General features: G+C 61.7%; 16 protein-coding genes and 3 tRNA genes. 6 read left to right on the top strand and 13 right to left on the bottom strand.

Annotated elements, in window-relative coordinates; all coding sequences use genetic code 11:
- Positions 1-31: 31 nt before the first annotated feature.
- The 4 genes from tsaA to ACF8GF_RS05905 form a co-directional block, all read right to left on the bottom strand.
- Positions 32-724 (bottom strand): tRNA (N6-threonylcarbamoyladenosine(37)-N6)-methyltransferase TrmO, encoded by a 693-nt coding sequence (tsaA, locus tag ACF8GF_RS05920; protein ID WP_101196305.1) that lies wholly within the window; start codon positions 722-724, stop codon positions 32-34.
- Between the two features lie 6 nt (positions 725-730).
- Positions 731-1192: a DUF1456 family protein gene (locus tag ACF8GF_RS05915; protein WP_003254807.1), complete on the bottom strand. Its 462-nt coding sequence runs from the start codon at positions 1190-1192 to the stop codon at positions 731-733.
- Between the two features lie 49 nt (positions 1193-1241).
- Positions 1242-1952 carry an rRNA pseudouridine synthase gene (locus ACF8GF_RS05910; protein WP_339443516.1) on the bottom strand — a complete coding sequence of 237 codons (711 nt, stop codon included), beginning with the start codon at positions 1950-1952 and terminating at the stop codon, positions 1242-1244.
- Positions 1953-2071: 119 nt separating this feature from the next.
- The gene (locus tag ACF8GF_RS05905) at positions 2072-2527 is read right to left on the bottom strand and encodes a GNAT family N-acetyltransferase (RefSeq protein ID WP_392488183.1); all 456 of its coding nucleotides are present in this window, start codon (positions 2525-2527) and stop codon (positions 2072-2074) included.
- 294 nt (positions 2528-2821) lie between these two features.
- Between ACF8GF_RS05905 and ACF8GF_RS05900 the strand changes: the two genes are divergently transcribed.
- From ACF8GF_RS05900 to ACF8GF_RS05885, 4 genes are all read left to right on the top strand, one after another.
- The gene (locus ACF8GF_RS05900; RefSeq protein ID WP_392488182.1) at positions 2822-3376 is read left to right on the top strand and encodes a hypothetical protein; all 555 of its coding nucleotides are present in this window, start codon (positions 2822-2824) and stop codon (positions 3374-3376) included.
- 190 nt (positions 3377-3566) lie between these two features.
- Positions 3567-4412 carry a DUF6502 family protein gene (locus ACF8GF_RS05895; protein ID WP_392488181.1) on the top strand — a complete coding sequence of 282 codons (846 nt, stop codon included), beginning with the start codon at positions 3567-3569 and terminating at the stop codon, positions 4410-4412.
- The gene (locus ACF8GF_RS05890) at positions 4409-6019 is read left to right on the top strand and encodes a DUF5666 domain-containing protein (RefSeq protein WP_392488180.1); all 1611 of its coding nucleotides are present in this window, start codon (positions 4409-4411) and stop codon (positions 6017-6019) included. Before ACF8GF_RS05895 ends, ACF8GF_RS05890 begins: the two co-directional genes overlap by 4 nt.
- 54 nt (positions 6020-6073) lie before the next feature.
- Entirely contained in the window at positions 6074-6823 is a 750-nt protein-coding gene (locus ACF8GF_RS05885; protein ID WP_392488179.1) for a hypothetical protein, read from the top strand.
- A gap of 72 nt (positions 6824-6895) precedes the next feature.
- Here ACF8GF_RS05885 and rimO read toward each other — a convergent pair whose 3' ends face one another.
- Positions 6896-8227, bottom strand: a complete 1332-nt coding sequence (rimO, locus tag ACF8GF_RS05880) for a 30S ribosomal protein S12 methylthiotransferase RimO (protein ID WP_392488178.1) — start codon at positions 8225-8227, stop codon at positions 6896-6898.
- Between the two features lie 234 nt (positions 8228-8461).
- Between rimO and ACF8GF_RS05875 the strand changes: the two genes are divergently transcribed.
- Entirely contained in the window at positions 8462-10372 is a 1911-nt protein-coding gene (locus ACF8GF_RS05875; protein WP_392461650.1) for a potassium transporter Kup, read from the top strand.
- A 47-nt stretch (positions 10373-10419) separates the two neighbouring features.
- Here the strand turns inward: ACF8GF_RS05875 and ACF8GF_RS05870 are convergent, their stop codons facing one another.
- From ACF8GF_RS05870 to ACF8GF_RS05850, 5 genes are all read right to left on the bottom strand, one after another.
- The gene (locus tag ACF8GF_RS05870; protein WP_176685108.1) at positions 10420-11712 is read right to left on the bottom strand and encodes a virulence factor family protein; all 1293 of its coding nucleotides are present in this window, start codon (positions 11710-11712) and stop codon (positions 10420-10422) included.
- Positions 11712-14354 carry a bifunctional lysylphosphatidylglycerol flippase/synthetase MprF gene (gene mprF / locus ACF8GF_RS05865; RefSeq protein WP_176685107.1) on the bottom strand — a complete coding sequence of 881 codons (2643 nt, stop codon included), beginning with the start codon at positions 14352-14354 and terminating at the stop codon, positions 11712-11714. The genes ACF8GF_RS05870 and mprF overlap by 1 nt, the downstream gene beginning before the upstream one ends.
- Before the next feature lie 259 nt (positions 14355-14613).
- A tRNA-Met gene (locus ACF8GF_RS05860) sits at positions 14614-14690 on the bottom strand.
- A 134-nt stretch (positions 14691-14824) separates the two neighbouring features.
- A tRNA-Met gene (locus ACF8GF_RS05855) sits at positions 14825-14901 on the bottom strand.
- Between the two features lie 133 nt (positions 14902-15034).
- Positions 15035-15111, bottom strand: a tRNA-Met gene (locus ACF8GF_RS05850).
- A 221-nt stretch (positions 15112-15332) separates the two neighbouring features.
- Between ACF8GF_RS05850 and dinB the strand changes: the two genes are divergently transcribed.
- Positions 15333-16394 (top strand): DNA polymerase IV, encoded by a 1062-nt coding sequence (dinB, locus tag ACF8GF_RS05845; RefSeq protein ID WP_209969904.1) that lies wholly within the window; start codon positions 15333-15335, stop codon positions 16392-16394.
- Positions 16395-16420: 26 nt separating this feature from the next.
- Here the strand turns inward: dinB and ACF8GF_RS05840 are convergent, their stop codons facing one another.
- The 3 genes from ACF8GF_RS05840 to ACF8GF_RS05830 all read right to left on the bottom strand — a co-directional run bounded on the left by ACF8GF_RS05840 (position 16421) and on the right by ACF8GF_RS05830 (position 20554).
- On the bottom strand, positions 16421-17374 hold the full coding sequence (locus tag ACF8GF_RS05840; protein ID WP_392488177.1) for a hypothetical protein: 954 nt from the start codon (positions 17372-17374) through the stop codon (positions 16421-16423).
- Between the two features lie 20 nt (positions 17375-17394).
- Positions 17395-19110 carry a proline--tRNA ligase gene (locus ACF8GF_RS05835; RefSeq protein WP_176685105.1) on the bottom strand — a complete coding sequence of 572 codons (1716 nt, stop codon included), beginning with the start codon at positions 19108-19110 and terminating at the stop codon, positions 17395-17397.
- Positions 19111-19270: 160 nt separating this feature from the next.
- Positions 19271-20554: an OprD family porin gene (locus tag ACF8GF_RS05830; RefSeq protein ID WP_176685104.1), complete on the bottom strand. Its 1284-nt coding sequence runs from the start codon at positions 20552-20554 to the stop codon at positions 19271-19273.
- Between the last annotated feature and the right edge of the window lie 381 nt (positions 20555-20935).

Below are 20935 nucleotides of genomic sequence, written 5' to 3'. Positions count from 1 at the left end.
TGCCCGCGAACACGGGCGAAGCCCGTGGCCCTCAGCCCAGTACCACTTCCAACACCCGGATGACGTCCGGCTGCGGGTAATGCCACCTTACTTGCACGTCCCAGAACTTCACCCCGTACACCCGCTCGGCCGGTGGTATCTGGTAGGCCGGCCGTGGGTCCTGCGCCAGGCATTGCTCGATCAGTTCCACCAGCGGCTCGCTCAGGCGCAGCGCATGCTCGCGGGCCTGGAGCAGGGCGTTGTCGGCCCAGTGCACGGCAATTGCCACCGGCGCTGCGTTGGCCATCTGGTTGCTGGCGCCAGCGATGCTGTCGGCATAGGGCACATACGGCTTGATGTCCAGCACCGGCGTGCCGTCGAGCAGGTCGATCCCGGACAGCAGCAGGCGCCCGGGCTCCACGCCCTCCAGGCGTACCACCGACTGGCCGATACCGTTGGGCCGGTGGGTGGCGCGGGTGGCGAACACCCCCATGCTCTTGTTGCCGCCCAGACGCGGTGGTCGCACTTTCAGGCGCGGCTTTTCTTCCAGGGCCTGGTGGAACAGGAACAGCAGCCAGACATGGCTGACCTGCTCCAGGCCCTCGACCGCGTCACCTTGATCGAACGGCGGCAACAGTTCGAGTACGCCCCGGGCGGCAGGCGCCAGCTGCGGCTGGCGCGGAATGGCGAACTTTTCCTTGAAACAGGAGTGGACGATGCCGACCGGGACAACCGTATGCTGCATGGCCACTCAGCCGCGCACGCGCAGGGTCAGGCCCTTGAGGAAGTTGCGCATCAACTGGTCGCCGCAGGGGCGGTAGTTGTCGTGGCCCGCCTTGCGGAACAGCGCGCTGAGCTCAGGTTTGCTGACCGGGAAGTTGACCGACTTGAGAATCGCGTGCAGGTCGTCTTCCTTGAGCTCAAAGGCCACACGCAGCTTCTTGAGGATAAGGTTGTTGGTTACCGGCAGCTCGATCGGCTGCTGCGGGCGGCTATCGTCTTTGCCTCGGCGGTAGATCACCAGGCCATCAAGGAAGTGCGCCATTACCCGTTCCGGGCAGCGCACGAAGCCTTCCTCTTCTTCTTTTTTCAGGTAGGTGGCCAGCACCAGAGGATGCACTTCGAGGCCAGAGAGCCCGATGATCTCGGCCATCTTGGCGTCGTTCACCTTGAGCATGTAGCGCAGGCTGCGCAGGACGTCGTTGTGGTTCATTGCAGCAGAATCCTGTTCAGGTGCCGCGCGTTCCAGCGCGGCGTATTGCTTAGAAACGTTCGGAGGTAGCCAGGTAGCGCCATTGGGCCAAGGGCAGCTTGCCCATCGACACACCACCCAGGCGAATGCGTCGCATGCCTAAAAGCTCCAGGCGCAGGTAGGCGCATAGTTCGGAAATCTGCCCTGGTTGTGGGTTTTTCAATACCATGCGCAGGTGTGTCTCGTTCTGCCAGCTGGCCTTGGCCTTAGGCAATTCGCGGTCATTGCGCATGGCCCCACGCGCCAGGCGTTCCAGCGCCTGGGGGGTGGTTTCGCCGCGCACTTGAATGATGAACTCCTGTTCCAGGCGACGCAGGTCGGCCTCGATCTTGCGGGATACCCGCCAGTCCTGGGTAAACACCTGCAGGCCGCTGGCGCCACGCTCCAGCGGTGCCACGCAGGCCTGCCGGGCAAAATGCCCGTGCAGGGCGCGCACGCCTTCGCGGTGGGCTTCGCTGAGGCTGCCCATGTTCATGCTGGCGCGGGCGACTTCACTGTCCATGCCGGCTGGCTGGTTCAGCAGCAGGGTCACCGGTTCCAGGGTTTCGGCACGGGCGCCCGGCAGTAGCTCGACGCGCTGCTGCTCGACCTTGAACTGCGGTTGCTCGACCACCACGCCATCGACCGTTACCCAGCCTCCTTCAATGTACTGCTCGGCCTCGCGGCGGGAGCAGCCGAGCTGCTCGATGAGGCGTTTGGACAGGCGGACGGGTTCGGACATGGGGCAATTCGCAAGGCAGGGAAAGGCCTCCATTGTACCTGCCTGCAAGCGGTAGATGATGGGAATCTGTGTCAGATGCGCCATTTTGGACACGTAGCGCAGCACATTCAGGCGCCGCCTCAAGTCACTGTACGCATTAGCCTCATGTGCAGCAGAGGATAGGGCTGGCCCAGGCCGTCGGTTTCCGAACGGCCGATGACCTCGAAACCTTCATGCAGGTAGAAGCCCAGCGCTTTCGGGTTCTGTTCGTTGACGTCAAGGTACTCGGCATTCAGTTCGCTGATGGCATAGCGCAGCAGGCGCTTGCCTACCCCTTGGCCACGGTAGCCAGGTGCGACGAACAGCATGTCCACCCGCCCGTTGGCGACACCGGCGAAACCACAGATGCGCTGGCGGTCCTTGCAGCAGACCAGCATCACTGCGTCGAGATAACGGCGCAGCACATGTTCGCGCAGCAGCAGGATATAGCCCTCTGGCAGAAAGTCGTGGGTGGCACGTACCGAATCCTCCCACACTTGTACCAGCTCGCTGTAGTCGCTTAAGCGCGGGGTTTGCAGCGTCAGTAGCGCAGGCATGCCGGCGTTCCTCTGGGGCGATAGGGAAAACATAGCAGGCCAACCACCGGTCGGCTTGTTCGCTTGGCGCTTGAGACCTGGGGAGTGACGGTCTATTAATAAAGCGTGGGAAAAAATCCCACGTAAATATAAGTTCAATCTGAAACTGGATTCCTGACTGATTTGGCGTTCTCGTGGCGAAGACCTGGAGACGGACTATGCAAATCCACCTGCTGTTCAAGAAGGCGTTACTCGCGGCAGCTGTAGCTGGCGTGTTGTCGATGTCCATTGCCTTGATCCCTGACTCGATTTCTCATGGCACCAGTGCTTACGCTAAAGATGGCGGCGGCGGCGGCGGCGGCGGTGGCGGTGGCGGTCATGGGGGAGGCGGTGGTGGCCATGGTGGCGGTGGAAGTGGCGGCGGCGGTGGTCACGGTGGCGGCGGAAGTGGTGGAGGCGGTGGTCACGGTGGCGGCGGAAGTGGTGGAGGCGGTGGTCACGGTGGCGGCGGAAGTGGTGGAGGCGGTGGTCACGGTGGCGGTGGAAGTGGGGGAGGCGGTGGCCATGGTGGCAGCGGAAGCGGAAGTGGTGGCCACGGCAGCGGCGGTGACGGTGGTGGCCATGCCGGCAACAGTGGCAGTGGCCACGACGGCAATTCAAACGCTGGGCGCAGCAGCAACCATGCTGAAGCAGGTGACGATCATGGTAATCATGTCGGCGGTGAGCCTGGGGATGATCACGGTAATCACGTTGGTGGTGAACCTGGTGATGATCACGGCAACCATGTGGGTGGCGAACCGGGTGATGACCACGGTGTTCATGCCGGTGGCGAGGCCGGGGATGACAACAGCAGAAGCTGATTGGTACTGATCCGAAGTGGTCCATACAAAACCCAGCGGACGGGTTTTGTATGAGCAGGTTCTGGCCTGCCTGCCTTTGTCACGTCATTTCCAATGAGCGCTGACAGCTTTTTCCTAGTCCATGCCGGGACATGATTGCGGTTTGCGTGGGATTTATTCCCTCGCTTTATACTGGGTGCCTCTGTCAAGGAATGCCCTCAATGCAATCGCCTGTTTTACCCCCGTCGATGCTGAGTGCGCTGCGGCGTGTCATGCGCCCGCTGGTGCGCCTGATGCTGCGCAAAGGGGTCACCTACACGATGTTCACCGACCTGCTCAAGCAGGTGTTCGTCGATGTAGCCCATCGCGAGTTTCGCCTGAACGACACTGCGCCAACCGACAGCCGTATCAGCCTGCTTACAGGCGTACATCGTAAAGATGTCCGGCGGCTGCGTAATGAGGGTGACACTGCACTTACGACCCTGCCGGATAACATCACGCTAGGTGCACAGCTGGTCAATGTGTGGACCAACACCCCACCATTCTGCTCGGCGCCCGGCCAGGCGAGGGCGCTTGCACGGCTAGCCAGTGTGGGTGGCGATTGCTCATTCGATGCCCTGGTCGCCAGGGTCAGCACCGATATCCGCGGTCGGGTGGTGCTGGACGAATGGCTGCGCCTGGGCGTCGTGCGGCTCGATGAGCAGGATTGCGTGCACCTGGAAGCCCATGCATTTGTGCCACAGAAGGGCTTTGATGAAAAGGCTGCGTATTTCGGCCACAACCTGCATGACCATGCCTGTGCTGCGGTGCATAACCTCAGCGGCGAAGGCCAGCCGTTTTTTGAGCGTAGCGTGCACTACGATGCCTTGAGCCCGGCCAGCGTCGAGCATCTGCGTGACGTGGTAGCCAAGGATGGCATGCAGACACTACTTGCCTTCAGCCGACTTGCAGCTGAGTTGGAGAGTGTTGATGAGCCCGGTATCGAACAACGTCAGCGCATCACTGTCGGGCTTTATTTCTACACTGAAGCTACCGATTCCGATCCGTCGAAGACACCCGGGCCATGACACTTTTTGTGCGCTACCTCAGTGCTTTCACGTTTGCCCTGGTTTTCGGGTGGAACCTGATGGTCCCGGGCGAGGTGGCTGCAGCGCCGGTATGTGTCAGCCGTGACGAAGTGGGTATGGCCGGTGCCGCGAGTCTGCAGTTTCCCGGCGGCATGGGCGGCACCGGTGTGCGCAATGAAAATGGCGGCGTCGGTGGCACCGGTGCCCCAGTCCAGCAACGCCCTGGGGGTACAGGCGGCACAGGTGCAGTGGCGGATGGTGTGGACGGTACCGGTACGCCGATCCTGCACCCGGGCGGTACTGGAGGGACTGGCATCGTCGGTACCATCACCGGATTCGCCTCGATCTGCGTCAATGGCATGGAAGTGCACTATGGCAAGGACGTACCGGTGAGTGAAAACGGCGCACCTGCCAGCAGTGGTCAGCTGGCGATCGGGCAGGTGGTGGCGGTGGAGGCATTCGCCACCCAGCGCGGCCTGCAAGCAGGGCGCATTTCGATCCTCAACGTCTTCGAAGGGCCATTGACGGCGCTGCCCAATGCCTCGGCCCCCCTGCGGGTCATGGGGCAACCTGTGCGGTTGGCCGCTGGCGCGCGGGTGGCTGAAGGGCTGCGCCCTGGTGAGCCCGTGAGGGTCAGCGGCCTGCGCGATGCCCGGGGAGAAGTAGTGGCCACCCGCATCGAACGGGCACCGGGGTTGAGGGAGGCCAGCGCCATCGGCGCGGTTGATCGCACTGGCAGCCTTCAGGGGCTGAAGTTGGGTACCCGTGTGGCGCCTGCTCGTGAATTGCTGGTACGCGGCCAGTGGACCGGGCGCCAGCTTGAAGTGGCGCAAACCCGTCCCGACCCGAGCCTGCCTTTTGATGGCCGTGTCCAGCAGGCGGTGGTTGAAGGGCTGGTGCAGCGCACACAAGCTCGGCAGTTGGTGGTCGCAGGTATCAATGTGACGTTGGGGCAGGGCACCGTAATTGTCGGCAGGCAGCCAACGGCGTTGGCGCTCGATCAACGTGTGCGGGTGAGCGGGGTGCTCAATGGTACTCATGAGCTGCGGGCAACCCGCGTGGAATTCCAGGATGACCGTGTAGACAATCCCGGCAGAAGCCAGTCGGGGCAAGGTAGTGAGCATGACAAAAGCAGCTCCGGCGGTTCCAGCAGCGGTCATGGCGCAAGCGATGCGACCAACGAACGCGATGAAAGCAGTGATGACCACAGTGGGCGCAGCGCCGTCGACGGCTCCGGTAGCCATGGCAGCGTTGACAAGTCGGGAACGTCGGCACACCGCGACACCTTGGAGCAGTCGGCCCGCAGCAACAGCGGAAGCTCCGATCGGGTTGAAAAGGTTGAAGTCGAAAAAACCGGGAAGGTTGAAAAAGTAGAGAAGGTCGAAAAACCCGACAAAGTCGAAAAACCCGACAAAGTCGAGAAGGTCGAGAAGGTCGAGAAGGTCGAGAAGGTCGAGAGGGTCGAGAAGGTCGAAAAAGTCGAGAAGGTCGAAAAAGTCGAGAAGGTCGAAAAACCTGAACGGGTCGAAAAGGTCGAGAAGGTGGAGTTACCAGAGAGAGTTGAGAAGGTGGAAAAAGTCGAGCATCCAGAGCGATCCGGGCGTTAGCCAACTAGGCTGGGAAAGTCCGACCATGCTTCCCGAAAGCGTACTGAGGTGCAAATGAAACCCTCGCTCCCTCTTTTCGCCTGTTTGCTCTCATGCACCTGTGTGTCGGTGCTGGCTGATACCTTCAGTGCCGCTATTGGCATGGACTATTCAAGTGGCGACTATGGCACCGGCACCACGTCGGAAATCTGGTACTTGCCGGTGGTCGGCAAGTATGAGAACGGCCCCATGACCTACAAGGTTACCGTGCCCTGGTTGCGTATCACCAACCCCGAAGTCGGCCCCAATGGTGACCCCTTGCCCGGTGGTTGCCGAGACGTGGAAAGCGGGTTGGGTGACACGGTTGCCAGCGTCGCCTATGCATTGCTAGATGGTAGTGACGGCGGCCTGATGCTGGACCTGATCGGCAAGGTCAAATTCCCCACCGCCGACGAAGACCAGTGCCTGGGCACCGGACAGTACGACTACACCACCCAGGTCGACATCACCAAGGGCTTTGGCCCGGTCACCGGCTTCGCGACACTGGGTTGGAAGAAATTCGGCGACCCGCCCGATAGCGATTTCGACGACCCGGTATTTGCCAGCCTCGGTTTTGCCCTGCCGGTGGCGGTCGGTACTTCGGCCGGCGCCTCCTACGATTGGCGGCAGAAAGTGGTCTCGACCGGGGCGCAGATCAAGGAACTTACCCTGTTCCTCACCCACAAGCTCAACCCGCAGTGGAAAGTCCAACTTTACGCAGTCAAAGGCTTCTCGGATGCCAGCCCGGATGCCGAGGGCGGCCTGATGCTGTTTCACACGTTCTGACAAAAAAGCCCCTGCGCCGGTCATTCCCTAATGGAGAACGCCGGGGCAGGGGCTTTGCTGGCTTCAGCCGTTTTAGATGGGTTCAGCCCACATGTCGTATTCGTCGGCATCCACCACACGGCAACGCACTTTGTCGCCGGGCTTGAAACCATGGTCGCCATCGATGAACACGCTGCCGTCGATTTCCGGCGCATCGAAGAAGCTGCGGCCAACCGAGCCTTGTTCTTCAACTTCGTCGATCAGCACGTCGATTTCCTTGCCGATGCGCAATTGCAGGCGGGCAGCACTGATGGCCTGCTGGTGGGCCATGAAACGGTCCCAGCGCGACTGCTTGACGTCGTCCGGTACTTCTTCCAGGCCCAGTTCGTTGGCCGGGGCGCCTTCTACCGGCGAGTACTGGAAGCAGCCCACGCGGTCGAGCTGGGCTTCGGTCAGCCAGTCCAGCAGGTACTGGAAGTCTTCCTCGGTCTCGCCCGGGAAGCCGACGATGAAGGTGGAGCGGATCACCAGCTCAGGGCATTGCTCGCGCCAGTTCTTGATGCGTGCCAGGGTGCGGTCTTCGAAGGCAGGGCGCTTCATCGACTTGAGCACTTTCGGGCTGGCGTGCTGGAACGGGATGTCCAGGTACGGCAGGATCTTGCCGGCAGCCATCAGCGGGATCACGTCGTCAACGTTCGGGTAAGGGTACACATAGTGCAGGCGTACCCAGGCGCCCAAGCTGCTCAGCGCTTCGCACAGCTCGAGCATGCGGGTCTTGACCGGGCGGCCGTTCCAGAAGTCGGTCTTGTACTTGACGTCGACGCCGTAGGCGCTGGTGTCCTGGGAAATCACCAGGATCTCCTTGACCCCGGCCTTGACCAGGCGCTCGGCCTCACTCAGCACTTCACCCACCGGGCGGCTGACCAGCTTGCCGCGCATCGACGGGATGATGCAGAAGCTGCAGCTGTGGTTGCAGCCTTCGGAGATCTTCAGGTAGGCATAGTGGCGCGGGGTCAGCTTGACGCCCTGTGGCGGCACCAGGTCGATCAGCGGGTTGTGGTCCTGACGCGGCGGCACCACTTCGTGCACCGCGTTGACTACCTGCTCGTACTGCTGTGGGCCGGTGACCGACAGCACGCTTGGATGCACGTCACGGATGTTGCCTTCCTCGACGCCCATGCAGCCGGTAACGATGACCTTGCCGTTTTCCTTGATCGCTTCGCCGATCACTTCCAGCGATTCGGCCTTGGCGCTGTCGATGAAGCCGCAGGTGTTGACCACCACCACGTCGGCGTCCTCGTAGGTGGGCACGACTTCATAGCCTTCCATGCGCAGCTGGGTCAGGATGCGTTCAGAGTCGACCAAGGCTTTTGGGCAACCCAGGCTTACGAAACCTACCTTGGGGGTGGCGGGCGTGGTGGACATGACTAACCTCGGTATTGAATGCAGGTCGCCCGGCCGGAATCGGGGGCGAACTTGACGGGCGCTTTTGGCGCCTCTGATCAAAAAGTGCGCAATTCTAGCGAGCGCAAGGGCGCTTGACCAGCAGAAATACGACGAACGCTGCGCTATGCTTCGCGCCGTTGCGCCGGGGTGCCTCAAGGGCCTGGTGGCAAAGTGATTACCAAGGGCCGTGAGGGCCGTTTGCAGGAGTGGTCGATGGTTCAGGCAAGCAGTCACGCTGAGGACGGGCACGAGGGGAAGCAGGGGGCGTCGCGGTCGGTGGGCCTGCTCGTGGCGGCGGTCGGCGTGGTTTATGGCGATATCGGCACAAGTCCGTTGTATACCCTCAAGGAGGTCTTTACCGGCGGCTATGGGGTCTCGGTCAACCATGATGGCGTGCTGGGGATCCTGTCGCTGATCCTGTGGTCGCTGCTGTGGGTGGTGTCGTTCAAGTACGTGATGTTCATCTTGCGTGCTGATAACCAGGGTGAGGGCGGCACCATGGCGCTGACTGCACTGGCGCGGCGGGCCACGGCGGCCTACCCGCGGCTGCGCACGCTGATGGTGATCTGTGGCTTGATCGGCGCTTCGCTGTTCTATGGTGACAGTATGATCACCCCGGCGGTGTCGGTGCTGTCGGCGGTGGAGGGCGTAGGCCTGGCCTTCGACGGTATCGACCATTGGGTGGTGCCAATTTCGCTGGTGGTGCTGGTGGCACTGTTCCTGGTGCAGCGGCACGGCACCGAGAAGATCGGCAAGCTGTTTGGTCCGATCATGGTTACCTGGTTCGTGGCGCTGGGCGCGTTGGGTGTGCATGGCATCTCGCAGAGCCCGGAAGTGCTCAAGGCGTTCAACCCGGGCTGGGCAGTCAACTTCTTCGTGGTGCACCCAGGCATCGGCGTGGCCATTCTCGGCGCGGTCGTGCTGGCGCTGACCGGTGCCGAGGCGCTGTACGCCGACATGGGGCACTTTGGCCGCAAGCCGATTGCCCGGGCCTGGTTCCTCCTGGTGCTACCGGCGCTGCTGCTCAACTATTTTGGCCAGGGTGCACTGCTGCTGCAAAACCCGGAGGCCGCGCGAAACCCGTTCTACCTGCTGGCACCGGACTGGGCGCTGCTGCCCTTGGTCGGGCTGGCAACCATGGCCACGGTTATCGCCTCGCAGGCGGTGATTTCCGGGGCCTTCTCCCTGACCCGTCAGGCCATCCAGCTGGGCTACATCCCACGTATGCACATTCAGCACACCTCAAGCGACGAGCAGGGGCAGATCTACATTGGTGCGGTGAACTGGACGCTGATGGTGGGCGTGGTGCTGTTGGTCATCGGCTTCGGGTCGTCGGGCGCTCTGGCGGCTGCCTATGGGGTTGCGGTCACCGGTACCATGCTGATGACCACCATTCTGGTATCCGCGGTGATGCTGCTGCTGTGGAAGTGGCCGCCGCTGCTCGCAGTGCCGATTCTGGTCGGCTTCCTGTTTGTCGACGGGCTGTTTTTCGCCGCCAACGTGCCGAAAATCGCCCAGGGTGGTGCCTTCCCGGTGTTGGCCGGCGGTGTGCTGTTCCTGCTGATGAGCACCTGGAAGCGCGGCAAGCAGATTCTGGTCGAGCGCATCGATGAAGGTGCGCTGCCATTGCCATTGTTCATCAGCAGCATCCGTATTCAGCCACCGCACCGGGTCGAGGGTACGGCAGTGTTTCTGACTGCACGCTCCGATGCCGTGCCGCATGCGCTGTTGCACAACATGTTGCACAACCAGGTGCTGCACAGCCAGGTGGTGCTGCTGACTGTGGTCAGCGAAGACCGGCCCCGGGTGCCGGAACATGAGCGTTTCGAGGTGGAAGCCTATGGCGACGGATTCTTCCGTGTGTTGCTGCACTTTGGGTTCATGGATGAGCCGGACGTGCCTGCCGCGTTGAAGCTGTGCCATCTGGAAGGCCTGGACTTCACGCCGATGCGCACCACCTACTTCCTTAGTCGCGAGACGGTGATCGCGTCACGGCTGGAGGGGATGTCGCGCTGGCGGGGCAACCTGTTCGCGTTCTTGCTGAAGAATGCCAACGGCAACCTGCGCTTCTTCAACCTGCCGTTGAACCGGGTGATCGAGCTGGGAACGCAGGTCGAGATCTGAGTGGTTCATACAGCACTGTCAGGGCCGCAGGGCGGCCCTGATGCTTGTCAATTCTGCTCAGTTACGCGGGACTTGCCCTGGCGCGTCTCGATCTCGCCAATCAACCGCTTGGCGAGTGCCGGGTAGTTCTCGTCGAAGTGGTGCCCGCCAGGCAGTTTCAGGCGCTCACCGACTGCTGTGTTTTCCGTGCAACCGCTCTCGTCTGTTTCCTCTACGCCATACACGCAGACGACCTTGGACGTTGGCAGCTTGGCCATTTCCGGCCCGGTTGGGGCTTCCTGGCCTTCCTTGCCCAGCCAACCCTCGACCTCGATCTCGAAGCTGCCACTGCGCGCGAAGGCTAACAGCATCACCGCGTCGATACGCTGCTGGTCCTCGACTGGCAGGCGGTTGTAGATCGCCGGCAGCACGTCGGCGCCGAACGAATAGCCGGTCAATACGAAGCGCTTGGTACCCCACTTCTGCCGGTAGTGATGCATCAGCTCGGAAAGGTCGGCGGCGCTTTGTTCCGGGGTCTTGTGCTGCCAGTAGTAGCGTAGCGTGTCGATGCCCACCACCGGGTAACCCAGCTTGGCCATCTCCCCGGCCACGTCGCGGTCCAGGTCGCGCCAGCCGCCATCACCAGAGAGGAACAAGGTGACCGTGTCTGTCGTTTGCCCGGCCGGCACCTCGACCACCGGCATGGCCAGTGCGTTACCGTCGTGGCCGACCAAGGCTTGGGTCAGTTGCGCCTTGAGCACTTGTGGCAAGTGGATGTCGTAGTCGCTGATGCTGGTTTCGGCGTTGGCCTGGTCGCGCACGAAGGCGGCGCTGGCGTCATCCGGGTTGTCGTTCCAGGCGACGTTCCAGTGGCCATGGGCCGCCGACTTGGGCAGCGGTGCCCGGCAGCCAGGCTGTTCGAGGGTGAAGCCCACGGAAATGGCCCGCGCCTGGTCATCGTTCTGGCTTGCCAGCCAACGCCAGGCCTGAGCGGCACCGGGGCCGATACCGGCGACCAAGGTTGGTTTTTCCTGCAGTTGGGCCAGCGCCTGGTCCATGGCCTGTTGCTGCTTGCTGCAATCATTAGGGGGCAGAGTCACCTGCACCAGCTGGGCTTCACCGGCCTGGCTCAGGTCGAGCAGTTGCTTGCCCGTCAGTGCCTGGTCCTGTGGCACACCGATGGCCACCCGGACCTTGGGGGGCACGCCAGGGGTAACAAGGGTGATGCTGGTGTCATTGATGCTCATTTGTTCCAGGCGTGCCTCGGGGGCCGGGCGCGTCCACAGCCAGAAGGCCAGCGCGCCACCCAAGGCAGCCAGCAACAGGGGAACCAGCAGGTACAGCCAAAAGCGTCGGGTCATCAGCGTTTCACCAATCCAGTCAGGCCGCCTGCAATCAGGGCGGCGGTGTCGGCCAGCGCCACCAGCGGGTCGAGCCCGGCTGGCACGGCCATGTAGCGGGGTTCCCAGTCCGGCTGGAACTTGTCCTTGAAGCGTCGAAGCCCCTGGAAGTTGTAAAGCTGTTCACCACGGCGGAACACCAGCGAACCCAAGCGCTGGGTCAAGGGGGCGCCACGCCTTGGTTGCAGGCCGGAAAGCGGCACCATGCCCAGGCTGAAACGCCCGTAGTCATGGCTTTTGTAGTGCAGGATCAAGCCGATCATCATGAACTCCATGGTCAGCTTTGGCGCTTCGGGGTGCGCACGCATCAGGTCGAGGCTGGCCAGCTCGTTTCCATGGGTCTCCAGCAAGTTGGCGAAAGCTACCGGGCGGCCCTGGAAGCGAATCAGGGCTATGCGGAAGTGCTGCAGGTAGTCCGGGCTGAAGCGTCCCAGCGAGAAGCCTTTCTCGCGCACGCTCTTGCCGCCGAGCCAGGCATCGGAAATTTCCTTCAGCTCAGCCAGCGGGGCGTGGCCGGGCTCATGGATCTCCAGGCTCAGGCCATCGCGTCCGCCGCGGTTCCAGGTGTAGCGCAGGTCTTTCATCTCCTTGCCTTTGGCTTCAAGGTCGAAGCGGCGCAAGTCGACCCGGGCTTCTTCACCCAGCTTCAATGCGGTCAGGCCGATGTCCATGTAGAACGGTAGGTTCTCCGCGCGCACCTGGTAGAACACTGGCCGTGCGTGGTGCAGGTCGCACAGGTCGCGGAACTGCCAGATCATTTCGGCACGCTCCTGGGCTGGGCCTATCGGGTCGTACAGCGCCACCAGGCTGCGGCCGCGCCGGGCGTACATGAGGAACGCGTTATCACGCGGGTGGAACAGCAACGCCTTGTCGCCAGTCAGCGCCAAGCCACCGTCTGGCTGGTCGGAGGCCTGCAGGATACGGTTGGCGCGTTGCAGCTCTTCTTCATCGGGCAGGTGGATCACCGGCGGCGCTGTGCGCAGCAGCCACGTCAGAGCCACGGCAGCCAGCAGCAAGGCACTGCCCATGGCAGCGCGCAGGCCCCGTGGTGCGTCGGCATCGAGGGTGAACTGCCACCATAGCTGATGGCTGTAAGGGACATCCTGGTAAGCGAACAGCAGCAGCCACACCGATGCGCCTACTGCACAGGCGCTGGCCACCAGGAACACCGGCGAGAAGGGTAGCTCCAGCAGGCGGCTGGGGCGATAGAACGAGCGGCGGAACAGAGCGAGCAGGGCGGCGGTAAAGGTCAGCAGGCAAGCCTCTTCCCAGTCAAAACCCTTCAACAGCGACAGCAGGGCGCCGACCAGCAACAGCACGGTGGTCAGTAGCCAGGCGGCGGACAGGCGCCGACGCAGGCCTTGGGCCAGCAGCAGGCATAGCACACCGATCAGGCTGGCGCCGAAATGAGAGGCATCGATCAGCCGGTGTGGCACCAGGAAGCCCATGTGCTCCAGGCGCGTGTCTATCTCGGGCGTGGCACCGGAAAACAGCAGCACCATGCCGGACAGGAACACCAGAATAGACAGGACCGGTGCGGCCAGACCCGAAGCGGCCTTGATGGCCTGTTGTGCAAACAGCAGGCGCCGGGCTTCATTGGCCAGCAGCAACACGCAGGCCAGCAGCAGTGGCAATACCACATAAATCAGCCGGTACAGCAGCAAGGCAGCGGCCAGCGGTGCGGCACCGAGTTGGTCGGCAAAGGCCGCCAGCAGGATCGCTTCGAATACCCCGACGCCGCCCGGTACGTGGCTGAGCACGCCCGCAGCCAAGGCCAGCAGGTATACCAGTACGAATGCGCCGAAAGGAGGGGCTTCTGGCAGCAACAGGTAGAGCACGGTGGCAGCCGCCCCTACATCCAGCGCGGTAATGAGCAGTTGCAGGGCCGCCAGGCGCGCATTGGGCAGGCGAAGTGTGCGCCGGCCCAGTTGAACGAGCAGGTTATCGGACAACGGTTGCTCGGCCAGGCGTCGGCGGTACAAGCCAATGACCAGCAAGGCAGACAGCACCAGCACGGCGCTGGCGACAGCTGCCAGCAGGCCGGGCGCCAACCCGAGAGCTGTCGAGGCCGCCGGCAGGTTGCTCAATGTCGCCAGGGCGGCCAGGGGCGGCAGCGCGCAGCCCAGTGACAGGCTGGCAAACACAGTCATGCGTGCGACTTCGCCAGCACCCAGCCCCAGGCGTGCGTACAGGCGATAGCGAACCGAGCCGCCAGAGAGCATCGACAGGCCGATGGCGTTGCCGATGGCAAAGGCGCTGAAGCCGCCCAGTACCAAGCTGCGTGCTGGCAGCTTCACGCCGGCATAGCGGCTGGCCGACCACTCGTAGCCCAGCAGGATCACAAAGCCGACCCCCGTTGCCAGCAAGGCGCCCAGCAATGACTGGGTCGGCACGCTGAGCATGGCATCGTGCAAGGCATAGATGTCCAGTTCGTTCAGCAGGTGGCGGCAGGCAATCAAGGCCATCGTGAACAATAACAGGGTCACCATCAGGCCTATGGGCTGGCGGTAGCGACTCAGGCGTTCGAGTAAGGGCAGACGCTGCACAGCACCGGGTAGTGCCGTAGCGAGTGGCACCGCAGGTTCGGGATTGTGCGAAGTCATGAGTTGCCCCGGGCATGCAGCGCGAGGTGAGGGAAAGGTGCGGCCAAGTGAAAGTCCCTTAGGAAAACGTATCCAATGGTACTCCGGCCTCAGGCGTTTGCAGCGGCTTGGCAGGGTTAAAGATAGTTCATCCAGGGCGCGACATCTCAAGCCTGCGGAGTGGCATGAGGGAAGGGAAAATCGAGGTGGCAAAAGTCAGGAGGGTAAAAAGCAACAAACCCCGCGCTGCTTACACAGGCGGGGTTTGTTCTGACGAATATGGTTGCGGGAGCCGGATTTGAACCGACGACCTTCGGGTTATGAGCCCGACGAGCTACCAGGCTGCTCCATCCCGCGTCAGTGGGGCGGATTCTACAGTGTGTAGGTTGTATGTCAAGCGCTAGGCTTTGATTTGTCGATGTTTTTTCGAAAAGGCTAACCAACAGGCAAAGAAAAAGGCCACTGTGTTAACAGTGGCCTTTTCTTGAATCTGGTTGCGGGAGCCGGATTTGAACCGACGACCTTCGGGTTATGAGCCCGACGAGCTACCAGGCTGCTCCATCCCGCGTCAGTGGGGCGAATTCTACAGCGTACGGTTTATATGTCAAGCGCTAGGCATTGATTTCTCGAGCTTTTTCGAAAAAGCTTTTCTGCGGGCAAAGAAAAAGGCCACTGCGTTAACAGTGGCCTTTTCTCGAATCTGGTTGCGGGAGCCGGATTTGAACCGACGACCTTCGGGTTATGAGCCCGACGAGCTACCAGGCTGCTCCATCCCGCGCCTGTGAGATCGAATTCTACGGATTTGCGCTCCGATGTCAAGCAATTGTTTTGGAAAAACCTTTTTTGTTCAAACCCTTAGCGCTTGATAACAGTATCCAGCTCAGGCACGGCGGGGCTTTCAGGCCGATTATCGTGTAGTCAGGCCGGTGAGCTGTTTCAGAGCAGGGCGCATGCGATACTATCTGTATGAATTTACAGTGCTGACGGTCGTCCATGTCCTTGCGCAAGATCATTCACGTCGACTGCGATTGTTTTTACGCTGCGATCGAGATGCGTGACGACCCGCGCCTGGCCGGCCGGCCCATGGCGGTGGGGGGCTCGCCCGACCACCGCGGGGTAATCGCCACCTGCAACTATGAAGCGCGTGCCTATGGAGTGCGCTCGGCCATGTCGTCACGGCATGCGCTGAAGCTCTGCCCCGATCTGTTGATCGTCAAGCCGCGCTTCGAGGCCTACCGTGAGGCCTCACGGGAAATCCACACGATCTTTCGCGACTACACGGAGCTCATCGAGCCTTTGTCGCTGGACGAAGCCTATCTGGATGTAAGCGAAAGCCAGTGGTACTCGGGCAGCGCCACGCGCATCGCCGAGGACATTCGCCGGCGTGTTGCCCGTACCCTGCATATCACCGTGTCGGCTGGTGTGGCGCCTAACAAGTTTCTGGCCAAGATCGCCAGTGACTGGCGCAAACCCAATGGACTGTTCGTGATTACCCCTAATGAAGTGGAAGCGTTCGTTGCCGCCTTGCCAGTGGCCAGGTTGCATGGGGTGGGCAAGGTGACGGCCGACAAACTGACGCGGCTGGGCATCGAAACCTGCCTGCATTTGCGTGAGTGGTCACGGCTGGCGTTGGTGCGCGAGTTCGGCAGTTTTGGCGAGCGGTTGTGGGGGCTGGCGCGGGGGATCGATGAGCGTGCGGTGCATAACGACAGCCGACGCCAGTCGGTGAGTGTCGAAAACACCTACGACGCCGACCTGCCAGACCTGGCCACTTGCCTGGCGCGGCTGCCAGAGCTGCTGGACAGTCTGAACGAACGCATCGCCCGCATGGACAGCAGCTACCGGCCAGACAAACCATTCGTCAAGGTCAAGTTCCATGACTTCAGCCAGACCACCATGGAGCAGGCGGGCGCGGGCCGGGACCTGGAGAGTTATCGGCAGTTGCTGGGGCAGGCGTTCGCCCGTGGTGGCAAGCCGGTACGCTTGCTAGGGGTAGGGGTGCGATTGCGTGACTTGCGGGGTGCGCATGAACAGCTGGAGCTGTTCCCGCCTAATAAATGAAAGGGGCTGCAATGCAGCCCCTTCTGTTAATGCACGCCCGGATCGGCCACCAACCGGCCAGTGGCCTTGGTCAGCGACTGCAAGAACTCCTGCTGCAGTTCCGGATCGTTGCGGGTCAGCTCGATCAGGCTCTGTTCCATTTCACTGGCTTCCTCTTCAAGGCCCAGCTCGGACAAGCGCTTGACCCGGTGCACCCACTGGCCGACTTCATCATCTTCGAGGTCATCGAAGATCAGTTCATGGGCCTCAAGCAGCTTGTTGCGCAGGGTGGCGCTGACCAGCAGGCTGGCATCGCCTCGTACCGCATTGTCCTCGTCATGTGCCTGCAGGTGCAAGGTACCGACGTGGTTGAGGTTCTGCTCGGAGAACGGGCTGTCGAGCAGGTTCAGGCGCAGCACGCCGTTACGGTCGGTGGTCAGCTCGTGGGTCATCTTGCCGGCCTTGACCTCCACCAGGCGCTCGCTCCAGGGCAGGCTGGTGAATTCCTCGCGCTTGCCTTTTTGCACTTCGCTGATCCCGGCCAGGTTCTGCTGGGCGCGACCGTTGGATGGCACGTTCATGAACGGGTTGAGCCCATCCACGCCATAACTGAGCCAGTCGTGCGTGATGCTTTGCGGCAGGTTGCCCAGGGCGAAGACGTTGACCACATTGGCGCCGACGCCCGCCACCACGGCCACTGCACCCAGCGGGATCTCGTAGATCTCCCGCCAGGGCTGGTAAGGCGTGTAGCGGTCATAGCGACGGGTCACTTCGAATTCGGTGACTTCGAAGCGCTTTTGCTCGTGCACGCGCACACGTCGCTGCGGAAGCTCCATCACCTTCGGCTCGCCGACATCGATCTGCAGGGTGTGCTCGAGCAGTTTGCGCTCGACGCGCTCCTCATGGTCGCTGCGCTGGGACATCTGGTTGGCGCAGCCGCTGACGAGCAGGGTGCCGCACAGTGCGGCCCCCCCCAGGGTAAAGGTACTTCGCTTGAACATGATCACTCGTGCAATGGTTGTCAGCGGCGAACGCGGGCCTGCAGGAAGGTCAGCACTTCATTGAGCGGCAACGTCTGGGCGTCCTGCTCGGTGCGGTGCTTATACTCCAGGTTGCCTTCGGCCAGGCCGCGATCGCTGACGACGATGCGGTGTGGGATGCCGATCAGCTCCATGTCGGCAAACTTGATGCCTGGGCTGGTCTTCTTGTCGCGGTCGTCCAGCAGCACTTCATAGCCGGCGGCAGTCAGTTCGGCATACAGCTTGTCGGTTGCGTCGCGGACCACGTCGGTTTCGTAGCGCAGCGGTACCAGGGCAATCTGGAACGGAGCCAGGGCGTCGTTCCAGATGATGCCTTTGTCGTCATAGCTCTGCTCGATGGCAGCAGCAACCACGCGGGACACGCCAATGCCATAGCAACCCATCGACAGTACGACCGGCTTGCCGTTCTCGCCCAGCACCTGGCACTTCAGTGCCTCGCTGTACTTGGTGCCCAGCTGGAAGATGTGGCCCACTTCGATGCCGCGTTTGATAACCAGGGTGCCTTGGCCGTCCGGGCTTGGGTCGCCCTCGACCACGTTACGCAGGTCGGCGACTTGTGGAACCGGCAGATCGCGCTCCCAGTTGACGCCGAAGTAGTGCTTGTCGTCGATGTTGGCGCCGATACCGAAGTCGCTCATCAGGGCAACCGAGCGGTCGATGATGATTTCCAGTGGCAGGTTGAGCGGGCCGAGCGAGCCGGCACCGGCGCCAATGGCATCGCGCAGCTCGGCTTCGGTGGCCATGACCAGCGGGTCGGCAACCTGTTCCAGCTTGGTGGCCTTGATTTCGTTCAGTTCGTGGTCGCCACGGACGATCAGGGCAATCAGCTTGCCCTCTTCGGCGCCGCGCACGATCAGGGTCTTGACGGTCTTTTCGATCGGCAGGCCGTGGTTCTCCACCAGCTGGGCGATGGTCTTGGCGTTCGGGGTATCGACCAGGCGCAGCTCCTCGGTAGGTGCTGGACGCACGGTTTCACGCGGGATGGCCTCGGCTTTCTCGATGTTGGCGGCATAGTCGGAACTATCGCTGAAGATCACGTCATCTTCGCCGGACTCGGCCAGTACGTGGAACTCGTGCGAGTAGCTGCCACCGATCGAGCCGGTGTCGGCCTGCACAGGGCGGAAGTCCAGGCCCAGGCGGGTGAACACATTGCTGTACGCCTGGTGCATGCGATCGTAGGTTTCCTGCAGGGAAGCCTGGTCGGCATGGAACGAGTAGGCGTCCTTCATGATGAACTCGCGGCCACGCATCAGGCCGAAGCGCGGGCGGATCTCGTCACGGAACTTGGTCTGGATCTGGTACATGTTGAGCGGCAGCTGTTTATAGCTGGACAGCTCGTTACGGGCCAGGTCGGTGATCACTTCTTCGTGGGTTGGGCCGACGCAGAAATCGCGCTGGTGGCGGTCTTTCACGCGCAGCAGCTCAGGGCCGTATTGCTCCCAGCGACCGGATTCCTGCCACAGTTCGGCGGGCTGGATGCTCGGCATCAGCACTTCCAGGGCGCCGGCGGCGTTCATTTCCTCACGCACCACGGCTTCGACCTTGCGCATTACCCGCAAGCCCATCGGCAGCCAGGTGTACAGGCCGGAGGCCAGTTTGCGGATCATGCCGGCACGCAGCATGAGCTGATGGCTGATGACCACTGCGTCGGCAGGGGTTTCTTTCTGGGTGGCGAGCAAATATTGACTGGTGCGCATGGTTAGCCGTGTCGATTGCCTAAGACGTTGAAATAGCCCCGCATTGTACGGGGGGGAAACGAAGGCGTACAGGATGCCCCAGGGCGTGACACTTGTCAGCCAAGAAAAAGCCCGGCGTGATTGCCGGGCTTTTTCAGGTGCGGGGCACTGCAAGCCAGGCTTACAGGATGCTCAGCGGGTACTCCACGATCAGGCGCAGTTCGTCGATCGACGAGGAGCCGTAGTACACACCGTCGCTGGAGCGGTAGGTGGCCTGACGCACGCGGAAGCTCAGGTCCTTGGCCGGGCCGCTCTGCATCACGTACTTGACGTCGATGTCGCGTTCCCATTCCTTGCCGCTGTCGGTGGTGCGGGTGGTGGCACCGGAACCGCGAACGTAACGGGTCATGAAGGTCAGGCCAGGTACACCGAATTCGGCGAAGTTCAGGTCGTAGCGCGCTTGCCAGGATTTTTCGTCTTCGGCGTTGAAGTCGGAACGGGCAACGGAGTTGGCCAGGAAGACGGTACCGCCACCGTCCACGCCGTACGCGTAATCACCGTCGCCGCTGACTTTCTGGTAGGCCAGGGTGAAGGTGTGGGCGCCAATGTTGTAGGCGCCCGACAGGCTGGCTGCGATGTTGTCCAGCTCATTGGTGCCGTCGGACTTGCTGACGTAGGCGCCGGTCAGGTTGTTGCCAATCGACTTGGTGTCATAGATGTTGAAGTCGAACACCAGGCCTTGCTTGTCGCTGATCGGCAGCGCCCAGTTGATGTTGCCGTACCACTTGCGGAAGTGATCTTCGACACGCGAGTAGTAGACGCTGGTGCTGAGGCTGTCGGTAATGGCGTAGGTGCCACCAAAGACGTTGGCTTCAGTCAGGTTCAGGCTGTCGTGATAGGTCTGAGCCTGGGCGTTGAGCGCGGTGAAGTGACCGGCATGCAGGGTCAGGCCATCGATTTCGTTGCTGGTGATCAGGCCGCCTTCAGCCACTTCCGGCAGCAGTCGGCTGTCGTCGGTAGCCAGTACTGGCAGGGCGGTGAACTGGTCGCCGAACTTGAGCACGGTGTTGGAAATGCGCATTTTCACTGCGCCGCCGCCTTCGGAGTAGTCGTCTTGCGAACGGCCGTCGGCACCTGTCGGGAACAGGCCGGTGCCGGCGCGGCCTTTACCGCTGTCCAGCTTGAGGCCCAGCATGCCGATGGCGTCGATACCGAAGCCTACGGTGCCTTGGGTGAAGCCCGATTCGAAGGTGCCGAGGAAGCCAAGGCCGGTTTCTTCAACGCGGCTCTGGGAGCCAGGCGCGTTGTTACGGAAGTCACGGCTGAAATACAGCATGCGGGTCTTGACGTTCAGCTTGCTGTCTTCGATGAAACCTTTGGACTCGTCCTGTGCCGAGGCCATTGCCAACTGCGAGGTCCCTGCCGCAACGGCCAGGGCGATCATGCTCCACTTCATCACGCGCATCGTGATTTGCTCCTTTGGTTTTTAGGAAGAGTACCGCTGCGTCCAAGTCTTTTAGTTATATGGGGCAGCTCTTTCTTGTTATGTCGGCGAAAATGTATAGCACGCAGACTGTTGTTGGCGATATGGCTATAAGCACTCTTTGCGGAACTTTTTCACCGTGTCGCTTTTAAGTATTTCCATGTCGCAAATCACGCCCCGGTTCAGGGGCCGTATAACCTCAGCGCTGTTCCTGTCACCGTAACGAATCTGTAACTGCCGATTCCGGTTGAGGAAACTCCCTGGTAACCCATGTCGCTGTTGTTATTTGTCGCGTACACCTGCTACTGCAGATGTCGTGCCGACTTGGCGTGAAGGGAATGCAACAAGCGTGCTCAAAATTCG

Origin of the sequence: Pseudomonas sp. yb_5 (genome assembly GCF_043103865.1) — a bacterium.
Taxonomy (GTDB): Bacteria; Pseudomonadota; Gammaproteobacteria; order Pseudomonadales; family Pseudomonadaceae; genus Aquipseudomonas; species Aquipseudomonas putida_Y.
Note: the sequence above shows the minus strand (reverse complement) of the source record. Positions and strands in the feature narration are given on the sequence as shown.